This window comes from Pseudoalteromonas sp. 2CM36K, assembly GCF_023161865.1.
In the GTDB taxonomy this organism is placed as follows: Bacteria; Pseudomonadota; Gammaproteobacteria; order Enterobacterales; family Alteromonadaceae; genus Pseudoalteromonas; species Pseudoalteromonas tetraodonis.
In genome coordinates this window covers 28,339-51,024 of the sequence record NZ_JALNTK010000028.1, presented here as the reverse complement: position 1 = coordinate 51,024, position 22,686 = coordinate 28,339, and the positions used below count along the sequence as shown (strand labels likewise).

The 22,686-nt window shown below is 40.6% G+C and carries 28 protein-coding genes and 1 tRNA gene; 12 read left to right on the top strand and 17 right to left on the bottom strand.

Translation table 11 applies throughout. From position 1 onward, the window contains the following. The first annotated feature begins 110 nt into the window (after positions 1–110). Positions 111–186, top strand: a tRNA-Gly gene (locus MTN97_RS15945). 140 nt (positions 187–326) lie between these two features. On the opposite strand, the gene MTN97_RS15940 is transcribed toward MTN97_RS15945, so the two are convergent. The 3 genes from MTN97_RS15940 to MTN97_RS15930 form a co-directional block, all read right to left on the bottom strand. After that, positions 327–755 (bottom strand): secondary thiamine-phosphate synthase enzyme YjbQ, encoded by a 429-nt coding sequence (locus MTN97_RS15940; RefSeq protein WP_248474852.1) that lies wholly within the window; start codon positions 753–755, stop codon positions 327–329. Further along, positions 752–1,219, bottom strand: a complete 468-nt coding sequence (locus tag MTN97_RS15935) for a chemotaxis protein CheX (RefSeq protein ID WP_036981196.1) — start codon at positions 1,217–1,219, stop codon at positions 752–754. Before MTN97_RS15935 ends, MTN97_RS15940 begins: the two co-directional genes overlap by 4 nt. 63 nt (positions 1,220–1,282) lie before the next feature. Continuing rightward, a complete protein-coding gene (locus MTN97_RS15930; protein ID WP_013463967.1) occupies positions 1,283–1,717 on the bottom strand; it encodes a transcriptional repressor in 435 nt (144 codons plus the stop codon). A 92-nt stretch (positions 1,718–1,809) separates the two neighbouring features. Between MTN97_RS15930 and MTN97_RS15925 the strand changes: the two genes are divergently transcribed. The 8 genes from MTN97_RS15925 (at position 1,810) to MTN97_RS15890 (ending at position 7,314) form a co-directional block, all read left to right on the top strand. Then, positions 1,810–2,430, top strand: coding sequence for a MarC family protein (locus MTN97_RS15925; RefSeq protein WP_036981200.1), 621 nt, complete (start codon positions 1,810–1,812; stop codon positions 2,428–2,430). Between the two features lie 123 nt (positions 2,431–2,553). Continuing rightward, positions 2,554–3,486: a tRNA dihydrouridine(20/20a) synthase DusA gene (dusA, locus tag MTN97_RS15920; RefSeq protein WP_248474854.1), complete on the top strand. Its 933-nt coding sequence runs from the start codon at positions 2,554–2,556 to the stop codon at positions 3,484–3,486. A 236-nt stretch (positions 3,487–3,722) separates the two neighbouring features. After that, positions 3,723–4,403: a PspA/IM30 family protein gene (locus tag MTN97_RS15915; RefSeq protein ID WP_248474851.1), complete on the top strand. Its 681-nt coding sequence runs from the start codon at positions 3,723–3,725 to the stop codon at positions 4,401–4,403. A gap of 10 nt (positions 4,404–4,413) precedes the next feature. Next, on the top strand, positions 4,414–4,620 hold the full coding sequence (locus MTN97_RS15910) for a PspC domain-containing protein (RefSeq protein ID WP_013463970.1): 207 nt from the start codon (positions 4,414–4,416) through the stop codon (positions 4,618–4,620). Between the two features lie 10 nt (positions 4,621–4,630). Continuing rightward, positions 4,631–4,957 (top strand): hypothetical protein, encoded by a 327-nt coding sequence (locus MTN97_RS15905; RefSeq protein ID WP_248474850.1) that lies wholly within the window; start codon positions 4,631–4,633, stop codon positions 4,955–4,957. Between the two features lie 78 nt (positions 4,958–5,035). After that, positions 5,036–5,545: a copper chaperone PCu(A)C gene (locus MTN97_RS15900; protein ID WP_138627049.1), complete on the top strand. Its 510-nt coding sequence runs from the start codon at positions 5,036–5,038 to the stop codon at positions 5,543–5,545. Between the two features lie 8 nt (positions 5,546–5,553). Continuing rightward, positions 5,554–6,540, top strand: coding sequence for a DUF2333 family protein (locus MTN97_RS15895; RefSeq protein ID WP_248474849.1), 987 nt, complete (start codon positions 5,554–5,556; stop codon positions 6,538–6,540). 3 nt (positions 6,541–6,543) lie between these two features. Further along, a complete protein-coding gene (locus tag MTN97_RS15890) occupies positions 6,544–7,314 on the top strand; it encodes a TIGR04219 family outer membrane beta-barrel protein (protein WP_069438858.1) in 771 nt (256 codons plus the stop codon). A gap of 41 nt (positions 7,315–7,355) precedes the next feature. On the opposite strand, the gene MTN97_RS15885 is transcribed toward MTN97_RS15890, so the two are convergent. Together MTN97_RS15885 and MTN97_RS15880 are read right to left on the bottom strand one after the other, a co-directional pair. Continuing rightward, entirely contained in the window at positions 7,356–8,237 is an 882-nt protein-coding gene (locus tag MTN97_RS15885) for a TIGR03899 family protein (RefSeq protein WP_214553173.1), read from the bottom strand. After that, on the bottom strand, positions 8,206–8,754 hold the full coding sequence (locus MTN97_RS15880) for an SRPBCC family protein (protein WP_069438860.1): 549 nt from the start codon (positions 8,752–8,754) through the stop codon (positions 8,206–8,208). The genes MTN97_RS15885 and MTN97_RS15880 overlap by 32 nt, the downstream gene beginning before the upstream one ends. Before the next feature lie 289 nt (positions 8,755–9,043). Between MTN97_RS15880 and MTN97_RS15875 the strand changes: the two genes are divergently transcribed. After that, positions 9,044–11,227, top strand: coding sequence for a YgiQ family radical SAM protein (locus MTN97_RS15875; RefSeq protein WP_248474848.1), 2,184 nt, complete (start codon positions 9,044–9,046; stop codon positions 11,225–11,227). 77 nt (positions 11,228–11,304) lie between these two features. On the opposite strand, the gene mgtE is transcribed toward MTN97_RS15875, so the two are convergent. The 12 genes from mgtE to MTN97_RS15815 all read right to left on the bottom strand — a co-directional run bounded on the left by mgtE (position 11,305) and on the right by MTN97_RS15815 (position 20,824). Next, positions 11,305–12,663 carry a magnesium transporter gene (gene mgtE, locus MTN97_RS15870; RefSeq protein ID WP_013463978.1) on the bottom strand — a complete coding sequence of 453 codons (1,359 nt, stop codon included), beginning with the start codon at positions 12,661–12,663 and terminating at the stop codon, positions 11,305–11,307. A 106-nt stretch (positions 12,664–12,769) separates the two neighbouring features. Next, complete coding sequence (locus MTN97_RS15865; protein ID WP_013463979.1) at positions 12,770–13,042, bottom strand: HPr family phosphocarrier protein; 273 nt, start codon at positions 13,040–13,042, stop codon at positions 12,770–12,772. 18 nt (positions 13,043–13,060) lie between these two features. Further along, positions 13,061–13,903, bottom strand: coding sequence for an RNase adapter RapZ (gene rapZ, locus MTN97_RS15860; RefSeq protein WP_036981214.1), 843 nt, complete (start codon positions 13,901–13,903; stop codon positions 13,061–13,063). A 19-nt stretch (positions 13,904–13,922) separates the two neighbouring features. Next, positions 13,923–14,375 carry a PTS IIA-like nitrogen regulatory protein PtsN gene (gene ptsN, locus MTN97_RS15855; RefSeq protein WP_248474853.1) on the bottom strand — a complete coding sequence of 151 codons (453 nt, stop codon included), beginning with the start codon at positions 14,373–14,375 and terminating at the stop codon, positions 13,923–13,925. 4 nt (positions 14,376–14,379) lie between these two features. Beyond that, complete coding sequence (gene hpf / locus MTN97_RS15850) at positions 14,380–14,667, bottom strand: ribosome hibernation promoting factor (protein ID WP_010390562.1); 288 nt, start codon at positions 14,665–14,667, stop codon at positions 14,380–14,382. Positions 14,668–14,693: 26 nt separating this feature from the next. Then, positions 14,694–16,193: an RNA polymerase factor sigma-54 gene (locus MTN97_RS15845; protein ID WP_036981216.1), complete on the bottom strand. Its 1,500-nt coding sequence runs from the start codon at positions 16,191–16,193 to the stop codon at positions 14,694–14,696. 333 nt (positions 16,194–16,526) lie between these two features. Continuing rightward, positions 16,527–17,252: an LPS export ABC transporter ATP-binding protein gene (gene lptB / locus MTN97_RS15840; protein WP_013463982.1), complete on the bottom strand. Its 726-nt coding sequence runs from the start codon at positions 17,250–17,252 to the stop codon at positions 16,527–16,529. Beyond that, positions 17,249–17,788, bottom strand: coding sequence for a lipopolysaccharide transport periplasmic protein LptA (lptA, locus tag MTN97_RS15835; protein ID WP_016900279.1), 540 nt, complete (start codon positions 17,786–17,788; stop codon positions 17,249–17,251). The genes lptB and lptA overlap by 4 nt, the downstream gene beginning before the upstream one ends. Beyond that, positions 17,778–18,332 (bottom strand): LPS export ABC transporter periplasmic protein LptC, encoded by a 555-nt coding sequence (gene lptC, locus MTN97_RS15830; RefSeq protein ID WP_036981221.1) that lies wholly within the window; start codon positions 18,330–18,332, stop codon positions 17,778–17,780. The genes lptA and lptC overlap by 11 nt, the downstream gene beginning before the upstream one ends. Further along, positions 18,329–18,880, bottom strand: coding sequence for a 3-deoxy-manno-octulosonate-8-phosphatase KdsC (gene kdsC, locus MTN97_RS15825; protein WP_036981223.1), 552 nt, complete (start codon positions 18,878–18,880; stop codon positions 18,329–18,331). The genes lptC and kdsC overlap by 4 nt, the downstream gene beginning before the upstream one ends. Further along, complete coding sequence (locus tag MTN97_RS15820; RefSeq protein ID WP_036981225.1) at positions 18,881–19,852, bottom strand: KpsF/GutQ family sugar-phosphate isomerase; 972 nt, start codon at positions 19,850–19,852, stop codon at positions 18,881–18,883. A gap of 3 nt (positions 19,853–19,855) precedes the next feature. Next, positions 19,856–20,824 (bottom strand): calcium/sodium antiporter, encoded by a 969-nt coding sequence (locus tag MTN97_RS15815; RefSeq protein ID WP_033104260.1) that lies wholly within the window; start codon positions 20,822–20,824, stop codon positions 19,856–19,858. 266 nt (positions 20,825–21,090) lie between these two features. Here MTN97_RS15815 and MTN97_RS15810 point away from each other — a divergent pair, with 266 nt between their 5' ends. Together MTN97_RS15810 and mlaE are read left to right on the top strand one after the other, a co-directional pair. Further along, on the top strand, positions 21,091–21,906 hold the full coding sequence (locus MTN97_RS15810) for an ATP-binding cassette domain-containing protein (protein WP_214553190.1): 816 nt from the start codon (positions 21,091–21,093) through the stop codon (positions 21,904–21,906). Continuing rightward, a complete protein-coding gene (gene mlaE / locus MTN97_RS15805) occupies positions 21,906–22,685 on the top strand; it encodes a lipid asymmetry maintenance ABC transporter permease subunit MlaE (protein WP_013463989.1) in 780 nt (259 codons plus the stop codon). Before MTN97_RS15810 ends, mlaE begins: the two co-directional genes overlap by 1 nt. The last annotated feature ends 1 nt before the right edge of the window (position 22,686 follow it).

The following is a 22,686-nucleotide window of genomic DNA, read 5'->3' as shown; positions in this document are numbered from 1 at the left end:
AAAGATTCAAGATGAAAGGTTAAAGGAACAAGGTTTAATATTGATAGAACCTAGAACCTAGAACCTAGAACCTAGAACCTAGAACCTAGAACCTAGAATCTTCATATAATGCGGTACTAGCTCAGTTGGTAGAGCGCGACCTTGCCAAGGTCGAGGTCACGAGTTCGAGCCTCGTGTACCGCTCCAATCTTATTTACTTTCCAGATATTCATTTTCAAATAGCAAACAATAATCCACACGTGAATCATTATAAATTTAATTTATATAATTTTTATCGATTTGAAGTGCTCAATGGATGCGAACGATCTGTGTTATACAACCTAGCTCTAAAACGTTTCGCCTTGCAAAGTGGCAATAATACGCCTAGCCCCGCCATGGTCGCGATGTTCGCCTAAGTATATTCCTTGCCAAGTCCCCAGCGCTAATTGACCATTATTAATAGGTATCATTAACTCGCAACCTAAAGTGCTGGTTTTAATATGAGCAGGCATATCATCATCGCCCTCATAGTCATGACGATAATAAGGCTGGCGCTCAGGTACACACTGATTGAAGTGACTTTCCATATCCATACGCACGGTCGGATCGGCATTTTCATTAATGGTTAAGCTGGCAGAGGTGTGTTGAATAAATAAGTGTAATAAACCTATTTTTAGTTGGCTCAGCTGTGGGAGTTTAGTCAGTATGTCGTTATCAATTAAGTGAAAGCCCCGCGAGCGAGGCTTTAATGTAATCGTGGTTTGCGACCAGCTCATAGCTTATCGAAGCTCACTTCAATGTTTGCATTACCTGCATCACTGGTAAATGGCATAATAATTTTTTTGCCGTCACTTTTATGCGTAATGGTATGGTTTTTACCAGACACAACAATGGGGGTTGCCATGGCAAAGTCATAGCCTTTTTCACCTAATAGGTTTTTAGCACCACCGGTGACCATATTGGTTATTTCGCCGACCATGTCTGTGACTTCTTCATTTACGCTGTTAGGTCTCTCACCTAACATACGTTCCATTATAGTCAGCGCTAAACTTTCGTCGAAGGTTATTGAAAATGAACCACGAGTTTGGGGGCCAACCATACCAATTAATCCCGATACATCACCACAGGCTACTTCATCGGTTTTAATGCGAGGTTTACCTGGTTTTAACTGAGTTTTAGCCATGGTGCTCAATACATTCATCAAAGAAGATAAAAAGGGATTAATGAACTCTACATTCATATTATATATCCTTAAATTGGTACTGATAGGGGGGATACGTAAAGTATAGCTATAGTCGCTCAGCTATGCTCGACAAGCGTCACATTTACCGTGTGCTTCTATGGTTTGCCCAGAAACTACAAAGCCACTTTCCGCTGCTAAGTTATTGAGCTCATGTGAAATTACTGTTGAATGCAGCTCTTTAACAAACCCACATGTATCGCAAATTAGTAATTGAACAGGATGAATATGATCAAAGTGATGACACAACATGAATGCGTTAGTGCTTTCAATTTTATGAATAAAACCGAGTTCTGCTAAAAAGTCTAAAGCACGATAAATTGTCGCAGGTTTTGCGCCTGTTTCAGTGACTTTTAATTGCTCTAGCAAATCGTATGCACCCACACCACCTTGAGCGCTTGCTAATAAACGAAATACCTTTTCGCGAATAGGTGTGAATCGCGCACCACGGTTGTCGCATACTTGTTTTGCTTTACTTACGAGTGATTCTATATTCATCTTCTCTCATCCTTACTTTGCCGTGATATACTAACATACTGTATTGTAGTTGCAGCGATTTATTAACCGCTTTTGTGAAAAGGTATTCATTAATGCATGAACTATTAGCCACATTTATTTTCTTTTTTGCAGTTATCGATCCAATCGGCACAATTCCGGTTTTTATCGCCGTAACTCGGGGTGATGACGACAAGTTTAAGCGTAAAGTGATTTTTAAGGCAGTGGGTGTATCTGCTTTAGTACTGTTATTTTTTGTGGTTGCCGGTGAGCAATTACTCAATGTGATTGAGATTCCACTATCGGCATTTCAAATAGCCGGTGGCTTGATCTTATTAATTTTTGCACTCTCCATGACGTTTGGTGAAAGTAAACCCGAAGCTGAAATTAAAAGTGTTCGCGATAGCACTGAAACCGCTATTTTTCCGCTGGCTATACCCTCAATTGCAAGCCCTGGCGCTATGTTAGGTGCGGTATTAATGACGCGTAATGAAGAATATACTTGGGTTGAACAAATGATTACCTCATCAATGATGCTGGCCGTTTTAGTGGTGGTACTTATTTTGTTATTACTTGCTACGCAGGTACATAAAATAATAGGTGATAGCGGGGCAAGTATTATTAGCCGAATTATGGGGTTAATTTTAAGCTCAGTCGCAGTAACGAATATTTTAAATGGTATCGCACAATACTTTGGCTTGCAGGTGTTTGCTTAACATTGCTGCGCATGGGGCTTTTGTGTAAAATGCAGCGCCTTTTAAGCTGTGCTTAAATTATAAATTTTTGAGGACTACATTTTGGATAAACGTACTTTAAATCGACGCTTTTCTGTTGCCCCAATGCTGGATTGGACTGATCGCCATTGTCGTACGTTTCATCGTAAAATGACAAAGCACACCGTGCTCTACACTGAAATGATCACCACAGGGGCGATTTTATTTGGTCGTGGTGACTATTTGCATTTTAATCAACACGAAGGCCCAGTAGCGCTGCAGCTGGGGGGCTCAGATCCGCAAGCGCTAGCACAGTGTGCCAAGCTTGCAGGTGAGCGCGGTTATGATGAAATAAACCTTAACGTAGGCTGTCCGTCTGATCGTGTGCAAAATGGGCGTTTTGGTGCCTGTTTAATGGCAGAGCCCGAGCTTGTGGCAGAGTGTGTTGCTGCAATGAAAAGTGAAGTCAGTATTCCTGTTACGGTAAAAACGCGCATTGGTATTGATGAGCAAGACTCCTATGAATTTTTATGTGCGCTTATTGAAGCATCGCATAAAGTAGGCTGTGATGATTTTATTATTCATGCCCGTAAAGCATGGCTAAAAGGGTTGAGCCCAAAAGAAAACCGCGAAGTTCCTGAGCTTAACTACCCCCGTGTTTACCAGCTTAAAAAAGATTATCCACAACTTGATTTAAGTATTAATGGCGGTGTTAAAACCATTGAGCAAAGTCTTGAGCATTTACAGTACATAGATGGGGTGATGGTTGGGCGAGAGGCTTACAGTAATCCATTTATGCTAAATGAAGTGGATGAAAAAATATATGGTGACGCTGCTAATACTCAGTCACGTCATGATGTTGTGCGCTCTATGTATGATTACATTGAAGAAGAGATGCGTTTAGGCGCTAACTTTTGGCATGTTGCTCGCCATATGTTAGGTATTTTTCAGGGACAGCCCGGTGCGCGTGGTTTTAGACGCCATTTATCCGAAAATGGCCATGGCAAGCAAGCTGATCTAGGTGTTATGGATAAAGCACTAAGTTACGTACCCGAATAACAGATCCTCTGTATAGAAAAAAGCCACCTCAGGTGGCTTTTTTTGAACCCAAATTTTGGTCAAAAGTTTAATTTATTAGCCAATTCGACTTAACTCCATTCAGTGACGAGTCATTAATTTACCTACTTGAAATAACTTAACTACATGATATTTAATTAAAATAAAACTATTTTAAGTTGTTGGCATAACTCTTGGAATCCTGTTGATGTATAAATAAAAATCATCAGGAGAATAACATGGGTATATTTAACCGCGTAAACGACGTCATTCAAGCAAATATCGTAGCTATGCTTGATAAAGCAGAAGACTCAGAGAAATTACTCAATTTAATGCTTAGTGAAATGCAAGAAGCGCTTAATGAGTGTCGTAGTACGGCAGCTGCACTTTTATGTGAAGAAAAGTGCATTAAACGACAAATAAGTAACAAACAGCAAGCGCTCGCAAATTGGCAATTAAAAGCTGAGCATGCTGTGGCAAAAAATCGTGACGATTTAGCTAAATCAGCATTAGCCGAAAAACACACAGTTGAACAAAGCATAGGGTGCTTGCAAACGCAGCTTGAAACATTGCAGCAATCAATTGTAAAAATCACAGAAGACTGCGAGCGCTTACAACACAAAATGATGCAGGCAAAAGCAAAACAAGCACAACTTACAAAGCGTGAAAACCTAGTTGAAGCAAGGGCAAAAATAAATACGCAACTACAAAGCGATAAAGTGGCTTTTGCCTTATCACGATTTGAGCAAATAGAGCGCCGCGTTGAAAGTGTGGAGTCGCAAGTTGAAGCGTATGAGCTCACAGATACTGCGAGCAATACAGCTATGCAAATTGAGTCACTGGTTAAAAATGAAAAAATTGATGTAGAACTGGCTAGTTTAAAAGCAAGTTTAAATACTGCTAATAAACAAACAGCTTAAGGAGATTGTTATGAATAGTTTTAATACACACCGTCGTTGGTACAAAAACACGCTTAACAAAAAAATATCAGGCGTCTGTAGTGGGTTAGCTTACCGACTAGACTTTCCGGTATGGTCTACTCGCTTAGTGACCGTTTTATTATTTTTAAGCTTTCCGTTTGCAGTGGCGCTAGGTTATTTAATTGCTCACTGTTGCCTTGAAGAAAAAGCAGTGTAAGGAGAGCAGCATGAAAACATTCGCCGTGTGCCTAGTTATTGTTGCGTTGTTTTTAATTAATAGCGGTTCAATTATTCACTTTGATGTGTGGCAGTTTCCGCTATGGATCTCAGATATTAGCTGGACAGGTATAGAGCTCATTGGTGCGTTAGTTGCTATTATCGTTGTAATTGCGATTGTTGCTTTAGTGACGATGGGGTTAGTTGGCGCGGCGATGGTGGTATTGGCTGGTACTATTTTAGCTTTTTTATTCGGATCATTGATGATTGCTTGGCCGTTATTGTTTGTAGCAGGGCTGTGTTGGTTAATCGCAGATAACAAAAAAGTCGTCTCTTGAGCTTAAATTAGCTGCCTAACATAGGGGAATTATGATAAATTTAAACTATATTTTTTTGTTTTAACAAGGATTTTACCGATGATTAAACAATGTATTTTGATAGCAAGTGCATTAATGGTGGGGGTTTTTTCGTCTTCGTTAATGGCGCACGAAGGACATGAACACGATAGTGTTGTTGCGCAGCTACAAGTAACACATGCGCAAGTAAGAGAGTTTTTGCCGGCAACCAAAGCCAGTGTGGCTTACTTTAGTATTAAAAACCACAGCAATGTACCAGCAACGTTGACTAAAGCGACAATTGATGGTCTAGGGCGTGTTGAAATTCATGAGCACGTTCACGCTGACGGTATGATGAAAATGCAAAAAGTCGAATCATTGCTTATTAAAGCTCACCAACAACTCGATTTTAAGCCAGGCAGCTATCATTTAATGGTGTTTGAACCACAAGAACCGTTAAAAGTAGGTCAAGAACGTAAACTCACGCTATATTTTGAAGACGGGAACCGAGTATTTACCAATGCAAAAGTCGTTTCGTTAGCCTCACAAGCAGAGTCGGTAAAAGCATCGAAAGATCATAGTCATCATTAGGAGGATAAATGTCACAGCATAAAGGAAAAATAATAACGGCACTGGTACTGTTATTTGTCGTGTTTTACGCCATTGCAGTATACTGGAGTATAGAGCCTTCACGTTTTGATGTTGTGCAAAATGCTAAGCAACAAGCGCAGCAACGCAGTGAAAAACTAGTCACAGGTTATGTAACAACTTCAACACTCATCACTGTAGCTGATACGCTTTTAACTAAATCAGGCGGTTACTTATCAAATGATGTGCTACCACCGAGCGTAATAATGGACAATATGCCGGCCTGGGAGTATGGTGCGCTGGAAATGGTGCGTGATTTAGCGTTGTCTATGCGAAAAGATTTTAGCCGCTCACAATCGCAATCAACTGAACACGAAGCGCTCAAAAAAGCTCAGCCACAATTTAACATCAGCTCTGAAGCATGGGCATGGCCAAGTGCTGAGGGTGAATACCAAAAAGGAATTGATTATTTAATGGTATATCGTTCTCAAATAGCCAATCAGCATGAGCGCGATAGCCAATTTTACTCTCGTGCAGATAACCTACGCAGTTGGTTAAAAGAAGCTGAAAAGCGTTTAGGCAGCTTAAGTCAGCGTTTAAGTGCAAGCGTGGGTCAAGATAAAGTTAACACTGACCTCGCCGGTAACTCTTCAAATACACAGGCCACCTATACGCCTTTGCAACAACAAATAAAAACATCATGGTGGGAAATTGATGATGTATTTTATGAGTCACGTGGTGCTACTTGGGCTTTACTGCACTTTTTACAGGCGGTTGAATATGATTTTGCCGATGTGCTTGATAAAAAGAACGCCCGTGTCAGCTTGCAACAAATTATACGCGAGCTTGAAGCAACCCAAGAAACAGTATGGAGCCCAATGACTTTAAACGGTAATGGATTTGGTTATGTCGCCAACCATTCACTTGTTATGGCAAATTATATTTCTAGAGCCAATGCGGCACTGATTGAACTTAGTGAATTATTAGCGCAAGGATAAAAAATGAAAAAGTATTGTATAGCAGCAGCCTTATCAATGGCATGTTTAGCTCCTGTAGCACAAGCCGACACTGTATTAGGCTTATATGTAGGGGTTGATGGTTGGAAAGCAGATAATGACGGTAGCTTTTCTGATAACAATAACGCCCTGCAAAACTTCAACTTTAAAGATGAAACTTTTGTCAGTTATTACGCTGCGCTTGAGCACCCAGTGCCATTAGTGCCAAACTTAAAGTTAAAATACACTGAGCTTGAATTAACCGGTTCAACAGTGCTTGAAGACACATTTAGCTTTAACGGCACTGATTATGTTGTAGGCACAGGTGTTAATTCAGTGACTGACTTATCGCATATTGATTATATTCTTTACTACGAGATTTTTGATAACGATTTAATCTCAATTGATTTAGGTCTTAATGCTAAGCAGTTTGATGGTGAGCTTGTTGTAACAGGTACATCACAACAAGGTGGCGCTAACTTTACTGAAATTGAAGAGTTCTCTGGTGTTGTGCCGTTAGTATATGGACGTTTTGAAGCGGGTTTACCATTTACTGGTTTAAGTGTTTTTGCTGAAGGCAGCTTTTTAGCCATAGATGACAGTAAAGTACAAGATTACCAAATGGGTATTGCTTGGGAGTTTATTGATAACCTAGCCGTTGATGTTGCGGTTAAAGCGGGCTACCGCTCTATGGTTTTAGAACTTGATGATGTCGATGATATTAATACTGATATTGATGCATCGGGGCCGTTTGCCGGTATTCAGGTTCACTTTTAAGCACCGACTTTTCGAAAAGCCACCTCGTGTGGCTTTTTTAGTTACTTTGAAGCATGCCACACTAATTCAAATTCCCCTTCAAATGCTGCACCAATTAACTGTTTGTACACTTTATTAATTGGGTAATTCATTAGTCTAAACAATTCATCACCGGTTTGGGTAAACTTATAATAGCTCAGTACTAAATCGTTACTTTTTGCTTTTAAAGTTAGTTTTTGTGATAAAAAGGATAGGGTGAACTCTTGTCCTGCTTTTAATGCAGCGGATTCAATCTCTTTACGGTATAACAAATTTAAATCCATTAAGGTTAATACATCAGGAAAGCTCACACCGCTTTTACCTATGCTTAATGACACTTTATTACCTTTACCTAGTAAATCAAATAATGAGGGTTTTTTGTAATACCCCAAGAATATTAGGTGGCTACTATCCTTTTCGTTATACCCAGAAATAGACACGCACTTTCTTAATGAATCGGCTTCGCGCTGGGTCATGTGCTTGAGTGTTTGTAAACTTTTAATAGAAAAAGTACCTGGGCTAATGGTTTCGCCAGTAAAAATTTTTGCCCACAACACTTGCATAGATTGATTTGAGGTATCTTCACATAAGGCTATAAAGTGCTCTACCCAATCAGCATCGGGCTGTTTGGCGCAAGCAACATCAGGACAAAACTCCATTGCTAAGGCTAAAATAGTCTCAATATTTTGTTGCTGTTTAATCAGTAGTAAGTCTTGTCTTTTTTGAGCACGCGCTAAAATTGAATGCTCGCTATTAATACTATAAAGCGATTTGGCTTTACTTTGAGGATTATAGGTTTTTTCATCAATGGCAGGCGTATTACTCACTTTTGTGACCGAGTAACCTAGCAGTGACTCAATAATATTGGCAAGTTTAATCCTGGCTTGTGCGGTTTTGACTGTCATGGCTTTCCATTATTGCTTGTGCATCACTGAGTTGAGCGACCGTTTTTAAGTTATTTAGCCCTAGGGTCACTATATTACCTAATATATTTTCAGCAAATATAGCAACGTACCCAGAAATAAGCGGCATCGTTGCTTGTCCTTCTATTTGCCACGTGACGGTTTTTGTGTGCGGGCTAAATAGCAATTTGCTAGTGATAATATGCTCTTGATTAAATAACACACTAAATACAACTTCATTATCGCTTAATGCCGATATTGTCATTTCGCCTTTGCCCCATTTACCTTCCCAAGATTGGTAGGCTCCTGCGCCAGAGCTCGGTTCTCCAATATTAAACTTAATGTTAGGGTCTATTTGTTGCCACGGCGACCATTTATACCACTGGGTAAAGTCCTCCACTAATGACTTTATTGCGGGAGCGCGTGCGTTAATCTTTATACTTTTTTGCACATGATAATTTTGTGGTAACAATAATCCAACGATAACAAAAACCAAGAGTAAAATGATTGAAAACTGCATTATTTTTTTAAGTAGTTTAATAGGTATTCCTCATCTATTTTAATTTACAGCGTCTATCAATTATTAATTATTTAATAGTTTAACGAAGTCGCGGTTGCTTTTGATCTATTTTATCTACCTTGTATTATTTCAAAAGCAGACATTAGCCGTAATAAGTTTAGATGATTTATTAGTTTTAGTAATGCAATAAAGGTAAACAATTTTTAATCAGCGCTTTCATTTTGTGCTATATCAACGGGGATGTCGATAGGGTATAATTCGCGCCTTTTGTTATTGAACGGCCAATTTTATGAGCACATTAAAAGCTGATCGCGCCTTATTCTCATATCCCAAGTATTGGGCTGAGTGTTATGGCACAGCTCCATTTTTACCAACAACACGCGAAGAAATGGACGCGCTTGGCTGGGATAGCTGCGATATTATTATTATTAGCGGTGATGCTTATGTAGACCATCCTAGTTTTGGGATGGCCGTAATTGGCCGTGTGCTTGAAGCGCAGGGGTTCAGAGTGGGCATTATTGCTCAGCCTGATTGGAACTCTAAAGATGCCTTTATGGCATTGGGTAAGCCTAACTTATTTTTTGGTATTACAGCCGGTAATATGGACTCGATGATCAATCGTTACACCGCTGAAAAACGAATGCGCCATGATGATGCATACACACCAGGAAATGTCGGCGGTAAACGCCCCGATCGCGCCGTGATCATATACTCACAACGTTGTCGTGAAGCCTATAAAGATGTGCCGCTCGTGTTAGGGGGCATTGAAGCCAGCTTGCGTCGTATTGCTCATTATGACTATTGGCAAGAAAAAGTACGTCGTAGCGTATTATTTGACGCTAAAGGCGATATTTTAATCTATGGTAATGCCGAACGCCCGTTAGTTGAAGTAGCGCACCGTATCGCTGCGGGTGAAACCATAGATACCATACAAGATGTGAGAGGCACGGCAGTTATTCGTAAAGAGCCTTTACCCGGTTGGCGTGGCAGTGACTCAACAGCCATTGATAAAATTGGTAAAATAGACCCTATTCCTAATCCTTATGGTGCGGATGATGTGGGTTGTGCTAAATCAGAATTTAAGCAAGCGGGTATTGATTTAAAAGCCGAAGCTGCAAAACCAATTATCATCCAACCTGCGCGCCCTAAGCCATGGGAAAAAACTTACGTTAAGTTACCTGCTTTTGAGCAGGTTAGTGTTAATAAACCATTATATGCTCATGCATCGCGTATTTTGCACCAAGAAACCAACCCTGGTTGTGCAAGAGCGTTGTTTCAGCGTCATGGCGATCGCTCTATTTGGGTGAACCCGCCAGCTTATCCACTTGAAACCCAAGAAATGGATGATGTGTTTGGTTTACCGTATCAGCGCATTCCGCACCCAAGTTATGGCGATAATAAAATCCCTGCTTACGATATGATTAAAACGTCGGTAAATATTATGCGCGGCTGTTTTGGCGGCTGTTCGTTTTGTTCTATTACCGAGCATGAGGGGCGCATAATACAAAGCCGTTCTCAAGAATCAATTATTGAAGAGATTGAGCAAATTAGAGATAAAGTGCCAGGCTTTACTGGGGTTATTTCTGATTTAGGCGGACCAACCGCAAATATGTACAAACTGCGTTGTACCAGTAAAAAAGCAGAGAGTACCTGTCGCCGCTTGTCGTGTGTGTATCCTGATATTTGTAAGCATATGGATACTGACCATACCCCGACTATCGATTTATATAAAAAGGCGCGTGAGGTTAAAGGGATCAAAAAGATCTTAATTGCTTCAGGCGTGCGTTATGACCTTGCTGTACGTGATCCTCGTTACGTTAAAGAGCTAGTAACTCATCATGTTGGTGGATATTTAAAAATAGCACCTGAGCACACTGAAGATGGTCCATTATCTAAAATGATGAAGCCGGGTATGGGCGCCTATGATGAATTTAAAGCGTTATTTGATAAGTACTCAAAAGAAGCGGGTAAAAAGCAGTATTTAATTCCATACTTTATTTCTGCTCACCCAGGGACTAAAGACGAAGACATGGTTAATATGGCTTTGTGGCTGAAATCGAATGACTTTAAGCTTGATCAGGTACAAAATTTTTACCCATCACCGATGGCTAATGCGACCACTATTTATCATACTGAAATGAACTCGCTACGCAATATTAAAAATAATACTGAGCAAGTTGCGGTGCCAAAGGGCGCGCGTCAGCGTCGTTTGCATAAAGCAATTTTACGTTACCATGATCCTGCCGGTTGGCCGATGATCCGTGAAGCCCTTCGTAACATGGGCAAAGCTAAACTCATTGGTAAAGGACCTAACTGTTTAGTGCCAGAAGAAGGGCGAGATGAAAGGCAAGCCAAAGGCGGTAAAGGTAACAAGGGCGGTCGCCCTGCGCTTACTCGTCATACTGGCTTTAGCCAGTTTAAAAAAGCCAACACTAAACCTAAGGTAGGTGGTAATCGCCAGCGCGCTAAGTAGCCTTAACTTATGTAAAGTAACTATCGGCTTAAACAAAAACACCGCGTATTGATGCGGTGTTTTTGTTTATAAAAAGATTAAATCAATAACCAAGTCGCAGTACCTAAGAAGGCAAATATACCAACAATATCAGTTACTGTGGTTAGTACCACACTGCCTGCAAGTGCTGGATCTATTTTCATTTTTTTAAGCAATAGTGGGATACTAGCACCCGCAATACCTGCTGCAACTAAATTCATAAACATAGCAAACGCTAAAACACCACCGAGTTTGAAATCCCATTGCCAAAGCGCAACGACACCGGCAATTAGGATAGACCAAACCATACCGTTAATCGCGCCGATAGCGAGTTCTTTTAATAATAAAAAACGTTGGTTAGTTTGGTTGATATGGCCCACCGCGATACCGCGAATAACCAAAGTTAAGGTTTGGCTGCCTGCAACCCCACCCATTGACGGGACAATACCATTGAGCACAGCAAGAATTGGTAATATAGCTAAGGTGTTTTCAAAAAAGCTCGCCACAATTGCAGCCAGCAATGCAGTTAGTAAGTTTACACCCAGCCAAATTGAGCGCTTTTTAGAGCTTTTTAACACAGGTGCAAAGGTATCTTCTTCATCATCTAAACCCGCTAAACCCAGTAAACTGTGCTCAGCGTCTTCACGAATAACATCAACGATATCATCAATGGTGATCCGCCCAAGCAAGTGTGCGTTGTCATCAACAACCGGTGCCGATATCCAGTTATGACGCTCAAACAATTGTGCAACTTCGCTCTCATCCATTGAAATAGGAATAGACTCACAGTCTTCATCCATTAACTCATGAACAATTTTTTCAGGGGGATTAGTTAATAAAGTACTCAGCGATAGGGCGCCTAAAAAGCAGTTATTTTCATCAACCACATATAAGTCATCTGTACCCTCAGGTAATTCGCCGCGTAAGCGAATATAACGTAGTACCACATCTAGAGTCACATCGGGGCGAATAGTAACGGTATCTATATTCATCAATGCGCCAGCAGAGCGCTCTTGATACGATAAAGCCTGCGTTGCACGTTCTCTATCTTGAATATCCATAGCGCTAACAACATCTTTATAAACAGTGTCAGGTAGGCTACGTAGTACTTCCCCTAAATCATCATGGCCCATGTCTTCGGTTGCAGCAGCAATGTGCTCGGGTGCCATTTGCGCAATAATGCCCAAACGTACATCTTCAGACAGCTCTTCAAGCACATCACCTTGTACATCAGGATCAACCAGTTGCCAGAGCATACGACGAATTTTATGGGGAGATGATTCTAAAAGAAGTGCGGTATCACAAGGTGCCGTTTTTGCTAGCATGCGCCTAACTTGAACAAATTGACCACTATTTAGTGACTTAGTCACCTGTTTTAGTTGTTGTAGTGGAATATCTTGTTCTAAAGCTTCAGGCATTGGCGTCCTTAATTAAATTTTATTACACGATGATGGGGTATTGCTTTATCTTACTTTATATCAGTAAACTACCTCAACCACTATTAACCTTAGCTTATAAGCAGGATCATTCTTGCTCATTAAATCGTTGGTCAATGAGTTCACCTATTGCGCTAAGTGCAGGCTCAGCGTCGGGGCCTTCGCATACCACCTTAACTTCTTTGCCTTGGCTGCTTTCGAGTAACATAAGTGCCAGCACGCTATCGCCAGCGGCTTGTTTGTCATCTTGAAATAAAGTGATTGTGGCATCAAATTGCACAGAAAGCTGAGCTAATACTGTCGCCGCTCTAGCGTGTAATCCTAATTTGTTTTTTATTAAAAATGTATTTTCTAAGCGCATGACATGTTCTCGCAAGCTTTATTCTTGTTCTCGGTGGCGAATTTTTACATTAGGATGGCTCATTGCAAAGCTTTCGCCAATGGTTTGCGCTAAATAAACAGAGCGGTGTTGCCCACCGGTGCAGCCAATTGCAATAGTTAAGTAGCTGCGGTTATTTCGTTCTAAATGCGGCAGCCATGTTTGCACAAATGTTTGAATTTGCCATGTAAATTTTTGCACTATACTGTGACTTGCTAGGTAGTCTTTTACTGGTTGATCCAGCCCTGTAAGTAGCTTTAGTTCAGGCTCCCAATGCGGGTTTGGTAAAAAACGGGCATCGAATACGTAATCTGCTTCTTTAGGGAGGCCGTGTTTAAAACCAAATGATTCAAAGGTAATGATCAGTTGTTTATCTTTTTTTCCGAGTATTTTTTCACGAATAGATTCAGCAAGCTGATGCACACTTAAATCTGTGGTATCAATCATATAATCAGCACGATTAATCAATACATCAAGTAGTTGTTTTTCTTTTTTTATGGCTAAATCAAGCGGCAAAGAATCAATAGATAAAGGGTGAAGACGACGCGTTTCTGAAAAGCGTTTTATTAATGTTTGATCGTCACTGTCTAAATAAAATACCGTTGGTTTAGTAAAACCAGGTAAATATTCAATGATTTCATTAAACTGCTGTTGCTCTTTAGGTAGGTTACGTACATCAACACTCACAGCAATTTTATTATAACTGTCGGAAACACTGCGCACTAATGATGGTAATAAATTAAGAGGAATATTGTCTACACAATAATAACCTAAGTCTTCCACAACGCGTAACGCCACAGATTTACCTGACCCTGAGCGACCGCTTATAATTATTAATTCCATTTACCACCTTTCTTTATTACTACGATTGACTGACGATAACCTGATACAGTTCGCTATCCGATTTGGCGGCGCGTAACTGTTTACAAAATTCTTTATCATTGAGCTTTTCTGCTATCGTGGCTAAGGTTTTTAAATGCTGCTTATTGTCACCATCAGGTACAATTAAGGCAACAAAAATGTCGACCGGTCTGTTATCTATCGCATCAAAATTAATAGCCGTTTCGCTCACTAATATAAGTGCAAGAGGCTCTTGTACACCACTCATACGACCATGTGGAATTGCAATTCCTCGACCTATACCTGTACTTCCAAGCTTTTCTCTTGCAGTTAATGCGTTAAGAATATCTTGTTGTGTTAAATAGGGCAGTTTATTGTGAGCCAATTCACTGATAAATTCTAAAATTCTTTTTTTACTATTAAAAAGGACCGCAGCTTTACTGCAGTCCTGACAGATAAGTGAGCTTAGTTTCATAGTGTTAGTGTCGAGCAAGTTTCTCTTTGTGTTTAATTACTTGACGATCTAGCTTGTCAATGAGCGAGTCTATAGCGGCATACATATCTTGATGCTCAGTAGAAGCAAAAATCTCAGCGCCACTAACATGAACGGTTGCTTCAGCTTTTTGGTTTAGTTTTTCTACATCGAGAATAACGTGCACATTCGTTATGTGATCAGTGTGCCTCTGTAACTTCGAAAATTTGCTATTTACGTAGTCTCTAAGCGAGTCGGTAATATCTACATGACGACCAGTTAAATTCAGTTGCATAAACATTTTCCTCTTTGTTGTACGCCTTAAATCAAACTTTTACGTTGATTAGACGGGGGAATAGCTAGAGATTCGCGATATTTTGCTATAGTTCTCCTCGCTACTTTAATTCCTTGCTCTGCCAATATATCTGCAATTTTACTATCACTCAATGGTTTAGCTGAGTTTTCTGCAGCGATTAATTTTTTAATTAATGCTCGTATTGCTGTTGATGAGCATTCGCCACCATTTTCAGTACTTACATGGCTTGAAAAGAAATATTTAAGCTCAAAAATGCCACGTGGTGTGTGCATATATTTTTGCGTAGTAACACGTGAAATAGTCGACTCGTGCATTTCCACCATTTCAGCCACATCGTTAAGTACCATAGGCTTCATCGCCTCAGGACCATGTTCAAAAAAGGCCTGTTGTTGCTGCACAATACAGTTAGTTACTTTAAGCAGTGTGTCGTTTCTACTTTCTAAGCTTTTTATAAACCATTTAGCCTCTTGTAAGTGCGAGCGAATAAACTGGCTATCACCACTTGATTTAACCGTACGCGACATAGCTGCATATTGGCTATTTACTCTGATCTTAGGCATGCTATCTGGGTTTAGTTCAACCACCCAACGGCCTTTTACTTTTTTAACCGACACGTCAGGAATAACGTACTCAGACTCTTCTCTGACAATAGTGTCTGCCGGTTTTGGGCTGAGCGTATGAATCAACGTCATGATTTCTTTAAGCTCATCTTCTTTAAGCTTTGTTTTTTTCATCAACGTGCGATAGTCACGCGCAGCCAGTAAATCAATATGATCGGTTAAGATCATTTTTGTTTCGTTTAAAAAAGGTGTGTCTTTATCAAATTGATTTAGCTGAATACACAAGCACTCTTGTAAACTACGCGCGGCTATTCCCACTGGATCAAATAGTTGAATACGCTTTAGTACCGCTTCTATTTCGTCAAGTTCAACTTCATCTTCGGCGTCGTTTTCTTGGTTAAAGCTTTCTAATATTTCTTCACAGCTAAGGGTTAGAATCCCTGAGTCGTCCACAGCTTCTACAATTGCAATAGCTATCGCTTCATCGGTAGGGCTAAACGGCGTCAGTTGAAGTTGCCACATTAAATACTCATGCAGCGTTTCAGTCGAAGAGCCTTGATAAATAGATTCATCTTCTGGCATTGGGCCCGATGAAGAGGCAGGCGCAGCACTCATATATTCATCCCAAGTAACATCCATAGCCATATCATCGCTAATGGTGTCTTTGGTCATTGCTTCGCCGCTATCTTGCTCATACTCGCTAGGTTTATCGTCAGCTGAGGCACTTAGCGTTAAGTCATCGTTATCGGCTTTTTGTTCGTTTTTACCTGCTGTGTCTTCGCTGTAATCGTGTTCTTCAACTTCAAGCAAGGGGTTGCTATCGAGCGCTTCTTGAATTTCTTGCTGGAGATCCAATGTACTGAGTTGCAATAAGCGAATTGCTTGTTGCAACTGTGGAGTCATTGTAAGTTGCTGGCCCATGCGCAGCTGTAATGATTGCCTCATGTATCTCTAACAATCCTTTTAAATTACGGTCTGTTGACCTTTGCGATTAAAATTTGTTCAAACTAGGGGCGGTTTAATTGCGGCGCGAGGTTTGTAACCTAGTGGACTAAGTCAAAACCGAGCAACAAAGAGTAAATCGTCCCTAGGCAGAACCCGAAGGGCAGCGCCTGTTTGGCATTGATGCTGCGTTATCGCCTATTTATGGGGAATACCACACCACATAGGCTCTGCCTTGCCTAAATATCAAACAGACTGCTGCAAATTCAACCTTGATAGGTCAACAGACCTAAGTATGATTAATCTTAGCAGATGCTTAGTGGAATAACACACATATTAGAGCTTGAACTGCTCGCCCAAATAAACATCGCGTACTGTTTTATCGTTTAATACGTATTCAGGAGTGCCTGATGCAATTAACTCCCCATGAGAAACTATGTAGGCTTTTTCACAAACATCAAGTGTTTCGCGCACATTATGATCTGTAATAAGGACGCCAATGCCACGGTTTTTAAGATGCTCTATAATCTTTTTAATATCTAATACTGAGATAGGATCAACCCCCGCAAAGGGTTCGTCTAAAAGGATAAATTTAGGGTTTGCTGCAAGCGCGCGAGCAATTTCAACGCGGCGACGTTCACCACCTGATAAAGCCATACCTTGACTATCGCGGATATGCTGAATGCTAAATTCATCAAGTAAATTATTTAAAGTATCTTCGCGTTGTTGTTTATTTAATTCTTTACGTGTTTCTAAGATAGCCATTAAGTTTTGATAAACAGTCAGCTTTCTAAAAATAGACGACTCTTGCGGTAAATAACCAATCCCTAAACGCGCTCGGCTGTGCATCGGTAATAAAGTAATATCTTTATCATCAATTGATATTTTGCCTTTATCGCTAGGTACAAGGCCTACAATCATATAAAAGGTGGTGGTTTTACCTGCACCATTAGGGCCAAGTAACCCCACAATACTGCCAGCTTCAACCTCTAGGCCAACGTTTTTCACCACTTCACGACCTTTGTAGCTTTTAGCTAATAGCTCTGCTTTTAATGTGCTCATGGTTGGCCTTTATCATCTTCTTTTTTATTTTCAACAGGCACTAAAATAGTGTGTACACGGTCTGTTGAGTTTTCGTCTTTTTCTGCGCTAATTAACTGCTGCTCGATATCGTAAGTGATACTTTTAGCTGTTATTTTTTGACCTGCTTGAGCAATGCTTGCATCGCCGATTAAGGTTAAAAAACGCAGCGACACATCGTAACGCACTTCATTAGCACTGGCGCTCATTATGGTGCCATCAGCTTGTGTTTCTTCAAAATATGCAGGGCTGCCTGTGGCAATTAATAACTGTTTGTTATCGCCTAGGTCATCGCGTTTATGCACTTCTAAACGGTCAGCTGTGATACGGCGATTACCATGAATAATTTCAACATTTTTCTCAAAAATGCCTACGTTTTCTTTTAATTGGCCTTCTTGTTTATCTGCACTAATTGAAATTTGATTCGCAGCGGGGGCTTCAGCAGGTTCAGCGCCATTACTGTTAAAAGCAATTAATAGTGAGGGAACAATTAAAATTTTAAATAGGTTATTGGTCATAATATAGGGTTCGCGTATGGTTAATAAGTTTAATCACCTCGGTTTTTAAATCGGCCTCAAGGCCTTTACCTGTGATTTTTAAATTAGGTCCTGTAATAACGACAGGCTGCTGTGATTGCATGGTTAATAGTTTTATATCAACATTGATGGTCTGGGCGGTGATCGTATCGATCATGGCGTTATCTACTAAGTTTTGAGCGGTTACATTACCCTCTAACACCAGTTGACGGTCGTCGTAGAGGGTTGCTTCATCGGCGTTAATACGCCATGTTTGCTGCTCGTTGTATAAAGTGAATATAGGCTTTTCAAAAAAGGTAAAACCGAGTTGTTGATACAACTCCATTTTTACCGCAGTTACCTTATGGCTCACTTTACCTTGTTCATCATAAGCCGTTTGTTTTAGCTCAATAGCGGTATAATCAGGCTTAGCAATAACTTGTGTTTCTTCGCTTGCAGTAATATCAACCTTAGTAAAATAAGGGTACCAGAGCCAAACCATACAGCTTATGAATAAAACGCTCAGTATAATGCGCGCTACATTCATGAACTCGTTCCTTGGCTAGTTAGTGGCTTGCTATTTTCGAGCATAAGTAAGTCTGTCAGCTCTCTTACCGCACCAAAACCGCCGGGTAGTTGGGTTACATAATGTGATAAACGTTTAATAAGTGGATGAGCATCGTTTACGGCAACCGCAAAACCGACTTGTTCCATTACTGGCATGTCTGGGCCATCATCACCTATATAAGCAATTTGATCATCGCTAAGCGCTAATTTTTGTTTTAATTCTTGATAGGCTATAAGTTTGTCTTCTTGGCCTTGATATATATGTTGTACGGTTAAACTGCTCATACGTTGCTGCACTATATGAGAATGGCGCCCGGTGATCACAGCGACTTCAAAACCGCTGTTAATCAGGGCTTTAATACCAAATCCGTCTTTGGTGTTAAATGCTTTGAGTTCTTCACCTTGGTTTCCAAGGTAAATACGCCCATCAGAAAATACACCATCAATATCACAAATTAATAGCTTTACTTTTTTTGCGCGCGCCTTTGCATCATCACTTAGCGGTTGATAGAGATCTTCAAATTGCATTTATAGCACTCCCGCTTTAAGTAAGTCTTGCATATTTAGTGCGCCAATCGGTTGATTATGCTCATTAATTACAATTAAGCCATTAATACGTTTTTGTTCCATAATATTTAACGCTTCAGCCGCGAGCATCTCTTGGGTGGCTGTAGTACACGACTTGGTCATCACAACATTAATTTCAGTGCTATGAATGTCAATACGTTGCTCTAAAATACGGCGTAAATCGCCATCGGTAAACAGGCCTGATAATTGCTGGTCACTATCAACAATAGCGGTCATGCCGAGTCCTTTGGCCGACATTTCAATTAAGGCATCTTTAATCGTTTGCGTCTCGTTAATGATAGGCGTATCAGCACCACTGTGCATAACATCTTTAAGAGTTAAGAGTAATCGCTTGCCTAAGCTACCACCAGGGTGCGATAGTGCAAAATCATCAGCAGTAAAGCCACGTGCTTCTAATAATGCCACCGCCATGGCATCACCCATAGCGAGTGTGGCAGTGGTACTTGCAGTAGGTGCTAAGCCCAATGAGCAGGCTTCTTGTTCAACTTTAATACACACATGCACATTTGCCAATGTTGCCATGGTTGAGCCTTGGTTGCCTGTCATGGCAATCATTTTGGCACCAATGCGCTTTAATACCGGAATAATATTAAGTACTTCGCTGGTTTCACCAGAGTTTGAAATGAGGATAACCACATCATTTGCTGTGATCATTCCTAAATCACCATGGCTTGCTTCACCCGGGTGAACAAAAAATGCGGGGCTGCCGGTACTGGCAAGAGTGGCGGCTATTTTGTTACCAATATGACCTGATTTACCCATGCCAATAACAATAATACGACCTGGGCAGTCATACATTAATTGACAGGCTTGGTTAAAGCTTTCATTGACGTATTGTGTAATATCGCTGAGTGCTTGGCGTTCAATCTCTAGAACACGTAACCCTTGTTGAATAAAGTTTAGCGTTGCCATGGGCTATCCTACTTGACTAAAAATATAACCTTGGTAAATCATAAATGCGACGATGAGCAAGCCACCTTCTATTCTATTGATACGTCTTTGACCTCTAAAGTTCAATGACATAGCAATTAGCGCCAAGGTTGCGCCAATCATAATAATAACATCACGGTTAGCTACCGAAGCATCGATAACCGATGGATTAATTAATCCTGCCAGCGGTAATACCGCTAAAATATTAAAAATATTCGAACCAACTATGTTACCCAGCGCTAAGTCATCTTCATTTTTAAGTACACCTGCAATTGAAGCTGCAAGTTCAGGTAAGCTGGTGCCTATAGCAATAATGGTCAAACCAATAACTAAGTCACTTAAGCCAAAATATTTTGCGATATCAACGGCTGAGCCAACTAAAAAGTGTGAACTAACCGGCAGTAAAATCATACCCACTACCAGCCAAAAAACAGCTTTTTTGGTTGGTACGTTGTCAGGTACTTCGTCACAGGCTTCGCTCACAAACGGATCGTCTTGGTTTTTAGCTCGCAGTGAGACAAAAATAAGTCCGCCAATAAAAACAACAAAGCCAAATAATAAGGCTGCACCTTCAAAAAATGAAAAATAGTTATCTGAAAAAATATACCAAGTTGCAATGGAGACCAGCAGTACCAGTGGAATTTCACGTTTTAACGTACTTGAAGATACTGATAAGGGTCTTAAAAGGGCAGTAATACCTAAAACTAATAAGATGTTAGTGATGTTTGAACCAACTGCATTACCCACGGCAGTATCGGTTTTATTTGCCAAAGCTGCTGAAGCCGATACCATCATTTCAGGCGCTGAAGAGCCCATAGCTACCACGGTTAAACCTACAATTAGCGTTGGCACGCCAAAGTTTTTAGCCAGTGCTGCTGCACCATAAACAAACCTGTCTGCACTCCATACGAGAGCCGCAAAACCAAGAATTAAAATGACAAACGAGGTAACCATTATGATAAGCCAATTAATGTAAATTCAGATAGCGCGAATAGTAACAAAAGCCACCATAAAAGTATAAATAAAAGAATAAGGTGTAATACATTAGGCGGTTATTTTAAGTATTCTTTGGCGCTTTTTATATGCGATTTTAAGCCAAAGTTAAGGCTGCTTGAATCAACCTTATAACTCTTTTTGCGACACTATTACAAAATCTTACGAATTGTTTTTTCCATATTGGTTAAAAAACCCTTAAAATAGAAATATGAGAGAGTATTGTTATGGAGAGCGACTTGTCGCAATCAATAGTAGAAGTCAAGGATGTTACCTTTTCTAGAGGCGATAGGGTCATATATAAAAATATGAGCTTTGACGTACCTGAGGGTAAAATTACTGCCATTATGGGGCCAAGCGGAATTGGCAAAACCACGATGCTACGCCTAATAGGTGGCCAGCTTAAACCAGACTCCGGTGATATTTTATTTAAAAACGACAGCATTGTCGCTATGTCGCGCAAAGAACTCTACGCGGCACGTAAACGCATGAGTATGTTATTTCAAAGCGGTGCCTTATTTACTGATATGTCGGTGTTCGATAACATTGCATTCCCCATTCGAGAGCACACGCAGCTCAGTGAAGATTTAATCCGTTTAGTGGTATTAATGAAACTACAAGCTGTTGGCTTACGTGGTGCTAAAGATTTAATGCCTTCAGAGTTATCTGGCGGTATGGCACGTCGTGCAGCTTTGGCTCGCTCTATAGCGCTTGATCCTGAACTTATTATGTATGATGAGCCTTTTGCAGGACAAGACCCTATTTCAATGGGGGTTTTAGTTAAGCTGATCAAATCTTTAAACGAAGTACTTGGCTTATCTTCTTTAATTGTCACGCACGATGTGACAGAAGTAATGAGTATTGCCGACCACGTTATTATTATTGCTGATCAAGGCGTTATAGGCAGTGGTACACCAGAGCAGATGCGAGAACACGAATCACCACTTGTTCAACAGTTTTTAAAAGGGTTATCAGATGGTCCAGTGCCATTTCACTATCCAGCAAAAACCTATGCAGATGAACTGTTAGGAGAGCAGCAGTAATGTTGGATTTACTACAAAAAATAGGCCATAAAACGCTGGGCCGTTTTGCTGCACTGGGGCGTTCAACCCAAATGCTGGCAAGTGCGTTATGGCATGTACCCAATTTTAAAAAAGGCACGCCCTTACTCGTGCGCCAATTATATATGGTTGGCTCACAGTCATTATTGATCATTGTTGTATCAGGATTGTTTATCGGCATGGTATTGGCTCTGCAAGGCTATACTGTTTTAGTTGATTATGGCGCTGAAGACAGCCTAGGGCCTCTAGTGGCACTTAGTTTATTACGTGAGCTTGGACCGGTAGTAACCGCGTTATTATTTGCCGGTAGGGCAGGCAGTGCGTTAACCGCTGAAATTGGCTTAATGAAAGCCACCGAACAGTTATCGTCGCTTGAGATGATGGCCATTGACCCGCTTAGACGAATTATAGCGCCGCGGTTTTGGGCTGGTTTGATCAGTATGCCAATGTTGGCACTTATTTTTTCTGCTGTAGCTATTATTGGTGCTCATTTAGTGGGGGTTGATTGGCTAGGCGTTGATACGGGAAGTTTCTGGTCAATTATGCAATCTCAGGTGTCGTTTGAAAAAGACATACTAAACGGTTTAATTAAAAGTATCGTATTTGCGATTGTTGTTACCTGGATTGCGCTTTACAAAGGGTATGACTGTGTTCCCACATCAGAGGGGATCAGCAAGGCAACAACAGAGACAGTGGTGCACTCATCACTAGCGGTATTAGGTTTTGACTTTATTTTGACAGCGGTGATGTTTACCAGCTAAT

Coding starts and splice junctions, on each gene's coding strand:
- kdsC (WP_036981223.1), bottom strand. CDS start 18,880: ATGCAATTTGAAGATCTCTATCAACCGCTAAGTGATGATGCAAAGGCG.
- mgtE (WP_013463978.1), bottom strand. CDS start 12,663: ATGCCTGAAGCTTTAGAACAAGATATTCCACTACAACAACTAAAACAG.
- MTN97_RS15810 (WP_214553190.1), top strand. CDS start 21,091: ATGGAGAGCGACTTGTCGCAATCAATAGTAGAAGTCAAGGATGTTACC.
- MTN97_RS15900 (WP_138627049.1), top strand. CDS start 5,036: ATGATTAAACAATGTATTTTGATAGCAAGTGCATTAATGGTGGGGGTT.
- MTN97_RS15890 (WP_069438858.1), top strand. CDS start 6,544: ATGAAAAAGTATTGTATAGCAGCAGCCTTATCAATGGCATGTTTAGCT.
- MTN97_RS15930 (WP_013463967.1), bottom strand. CDS start 1,717: ATGAATATAGAATCACTCGTAAGTAAAGCAAAACAAGTATGCGACAAC.
- MTN97_RS15905 (WP_248474850.1), top strand. CDS start 4,631: ATGAAAACATTCGCCGTGTGCCTAGTTATTGTTGCGTTGTTTTTAATT.
- MTN97_RS15815 (WP_033104260.1), bottom strand. CDS start 20,824: ATGGTTACCTCGTTTGTCATTTTAATTCTTGGTTTTGCGGCTCTCGTA.
- MTN97_RS15865 (WP_013463979.1), bottom strand. CDS start 13,042: ATGCGCTTAGAAAATACATTTTTAATAAAAAACAAATTAGGATTACAC.
- MTN97_RS15910 (WP_013463970.1), top strand. CDS start 4,414: ATGAATAGTTTTAATACACACCGTCGTTGGTACAAAAACACGCTTAAC.
- hpf (WP_010390562.1), bottom strand. CDS start 14,667: ATGCAACTGAATTTAACTGGTCGTCATGTAGATATTACCGACTCGCTT.
- MTN97_RS15880 (WP_069438860.1), bottom strand. CDS start 8,754: ATGCAGTTTTCAATCATTTTACTCTTGGTTTTTGTTATCGTTGGATTA.
- MTN97_RS15925 (WP_036981200.1), top strand. CDS start 1,810: ATGCATGAACTATTAGCCACATTTATTTTCTTTTTTGCAGTTATCGAT.
- MTN97_RS15885 (WP_214553173.1), bottom strand. CDS start 8,237: ATGACAGTCAAAACCGCACAAGCCAGGATTAAACTTGCCAATATTATT.
- MTN97_RS15875 (WP_248474848.1), top strand. CDS start 9,044: ATGAGCACATTAAAAGCTGATCGCGCCTTATTCTCATATCCCAAGTAT.
- MTN97_RS15845 (WP_036981216.1), bottom strand. CDS start 16,193: ATGAGGCAATCATTACAGCTGCGCATGGGCCAGCAACTTACAATGACT.
- rapZ (WP_036981214.1), bottom strand. CDS start 13,903: ATGGAATTAATAATTATAAGCGGTCGCTCAGGGTCAGGTAAATCTGTG.
- dusA (WP_248474854.1), top strand. CDS start 2,554: ATGCTGGATTGGACTGATCGCCATTGTCGTACGTTTCATCGTAAAATG.
- lptA (WP_016900279.1), bottom strand. CDS start 17,788: ATGACCAATAACCTATTTAAAATTTTAATTGTTCCCTCACTATTAATT.
- lptB (WP_013463982.1), bottom strand. CDS start 17,252: ATGAGCACATTAAAAGCAGAGCTATTAGCTAAAAGCTACAAAGGTCGT.
- lptC (WP_036981221.1), bottom strand. CDS start 18,332: ATGAATGTAGCGCGCATTATACTGAGCGTTTTATTCATAAGCTGTATG.
- ptsN (WP_248474853.1), bottom strand. CDS start 14,375: ATGAAACTAAGCTCACTTATCTGTCAGGACTGCAGTAAAGCTGCGGTC.
- MTN97_RS15895 (WP_248474849.1), top strand. CDS start 5,554: ATGTCACAGCATAAAGGAAAAATAATAACGGCACTGGTACTGTTATTT.
- MTN97_RS15915 (WP_248474851.1), top strand. CDS start 3,723: ATGGGTATATTTAACCGCGTAAACGACGTCATTCAAGCAAATATCGTA.
- mlaE (WP_013463989.1), top strand. CDS start 21,906: ATGTTGGATTTACTACAAAAAATAGGCCATAAAACGCTGGGCCGTTTT.
- MTN97_RS15935 (WP_036981196.1), bottom strand. CDS start 1,219: ATGAATGTAGAGTTCATTAATCCCTTTTTATCTTCTTTGATGAATGTA.
- MTN97_RS15940 (WP_248474852.1), bottom strand. CDS start 755: ATGAGCTGGTCGCAAACCACGATTACATTAAAGCCTCGCTCGCGGGGC.
- MTN97_RS15820 (WP_036981225.1), bottom strand. CDS start 19,852: ATGGCAACGCTAAACTTTATTCAACAAGGGTTACGTGTTCTAGAGATT.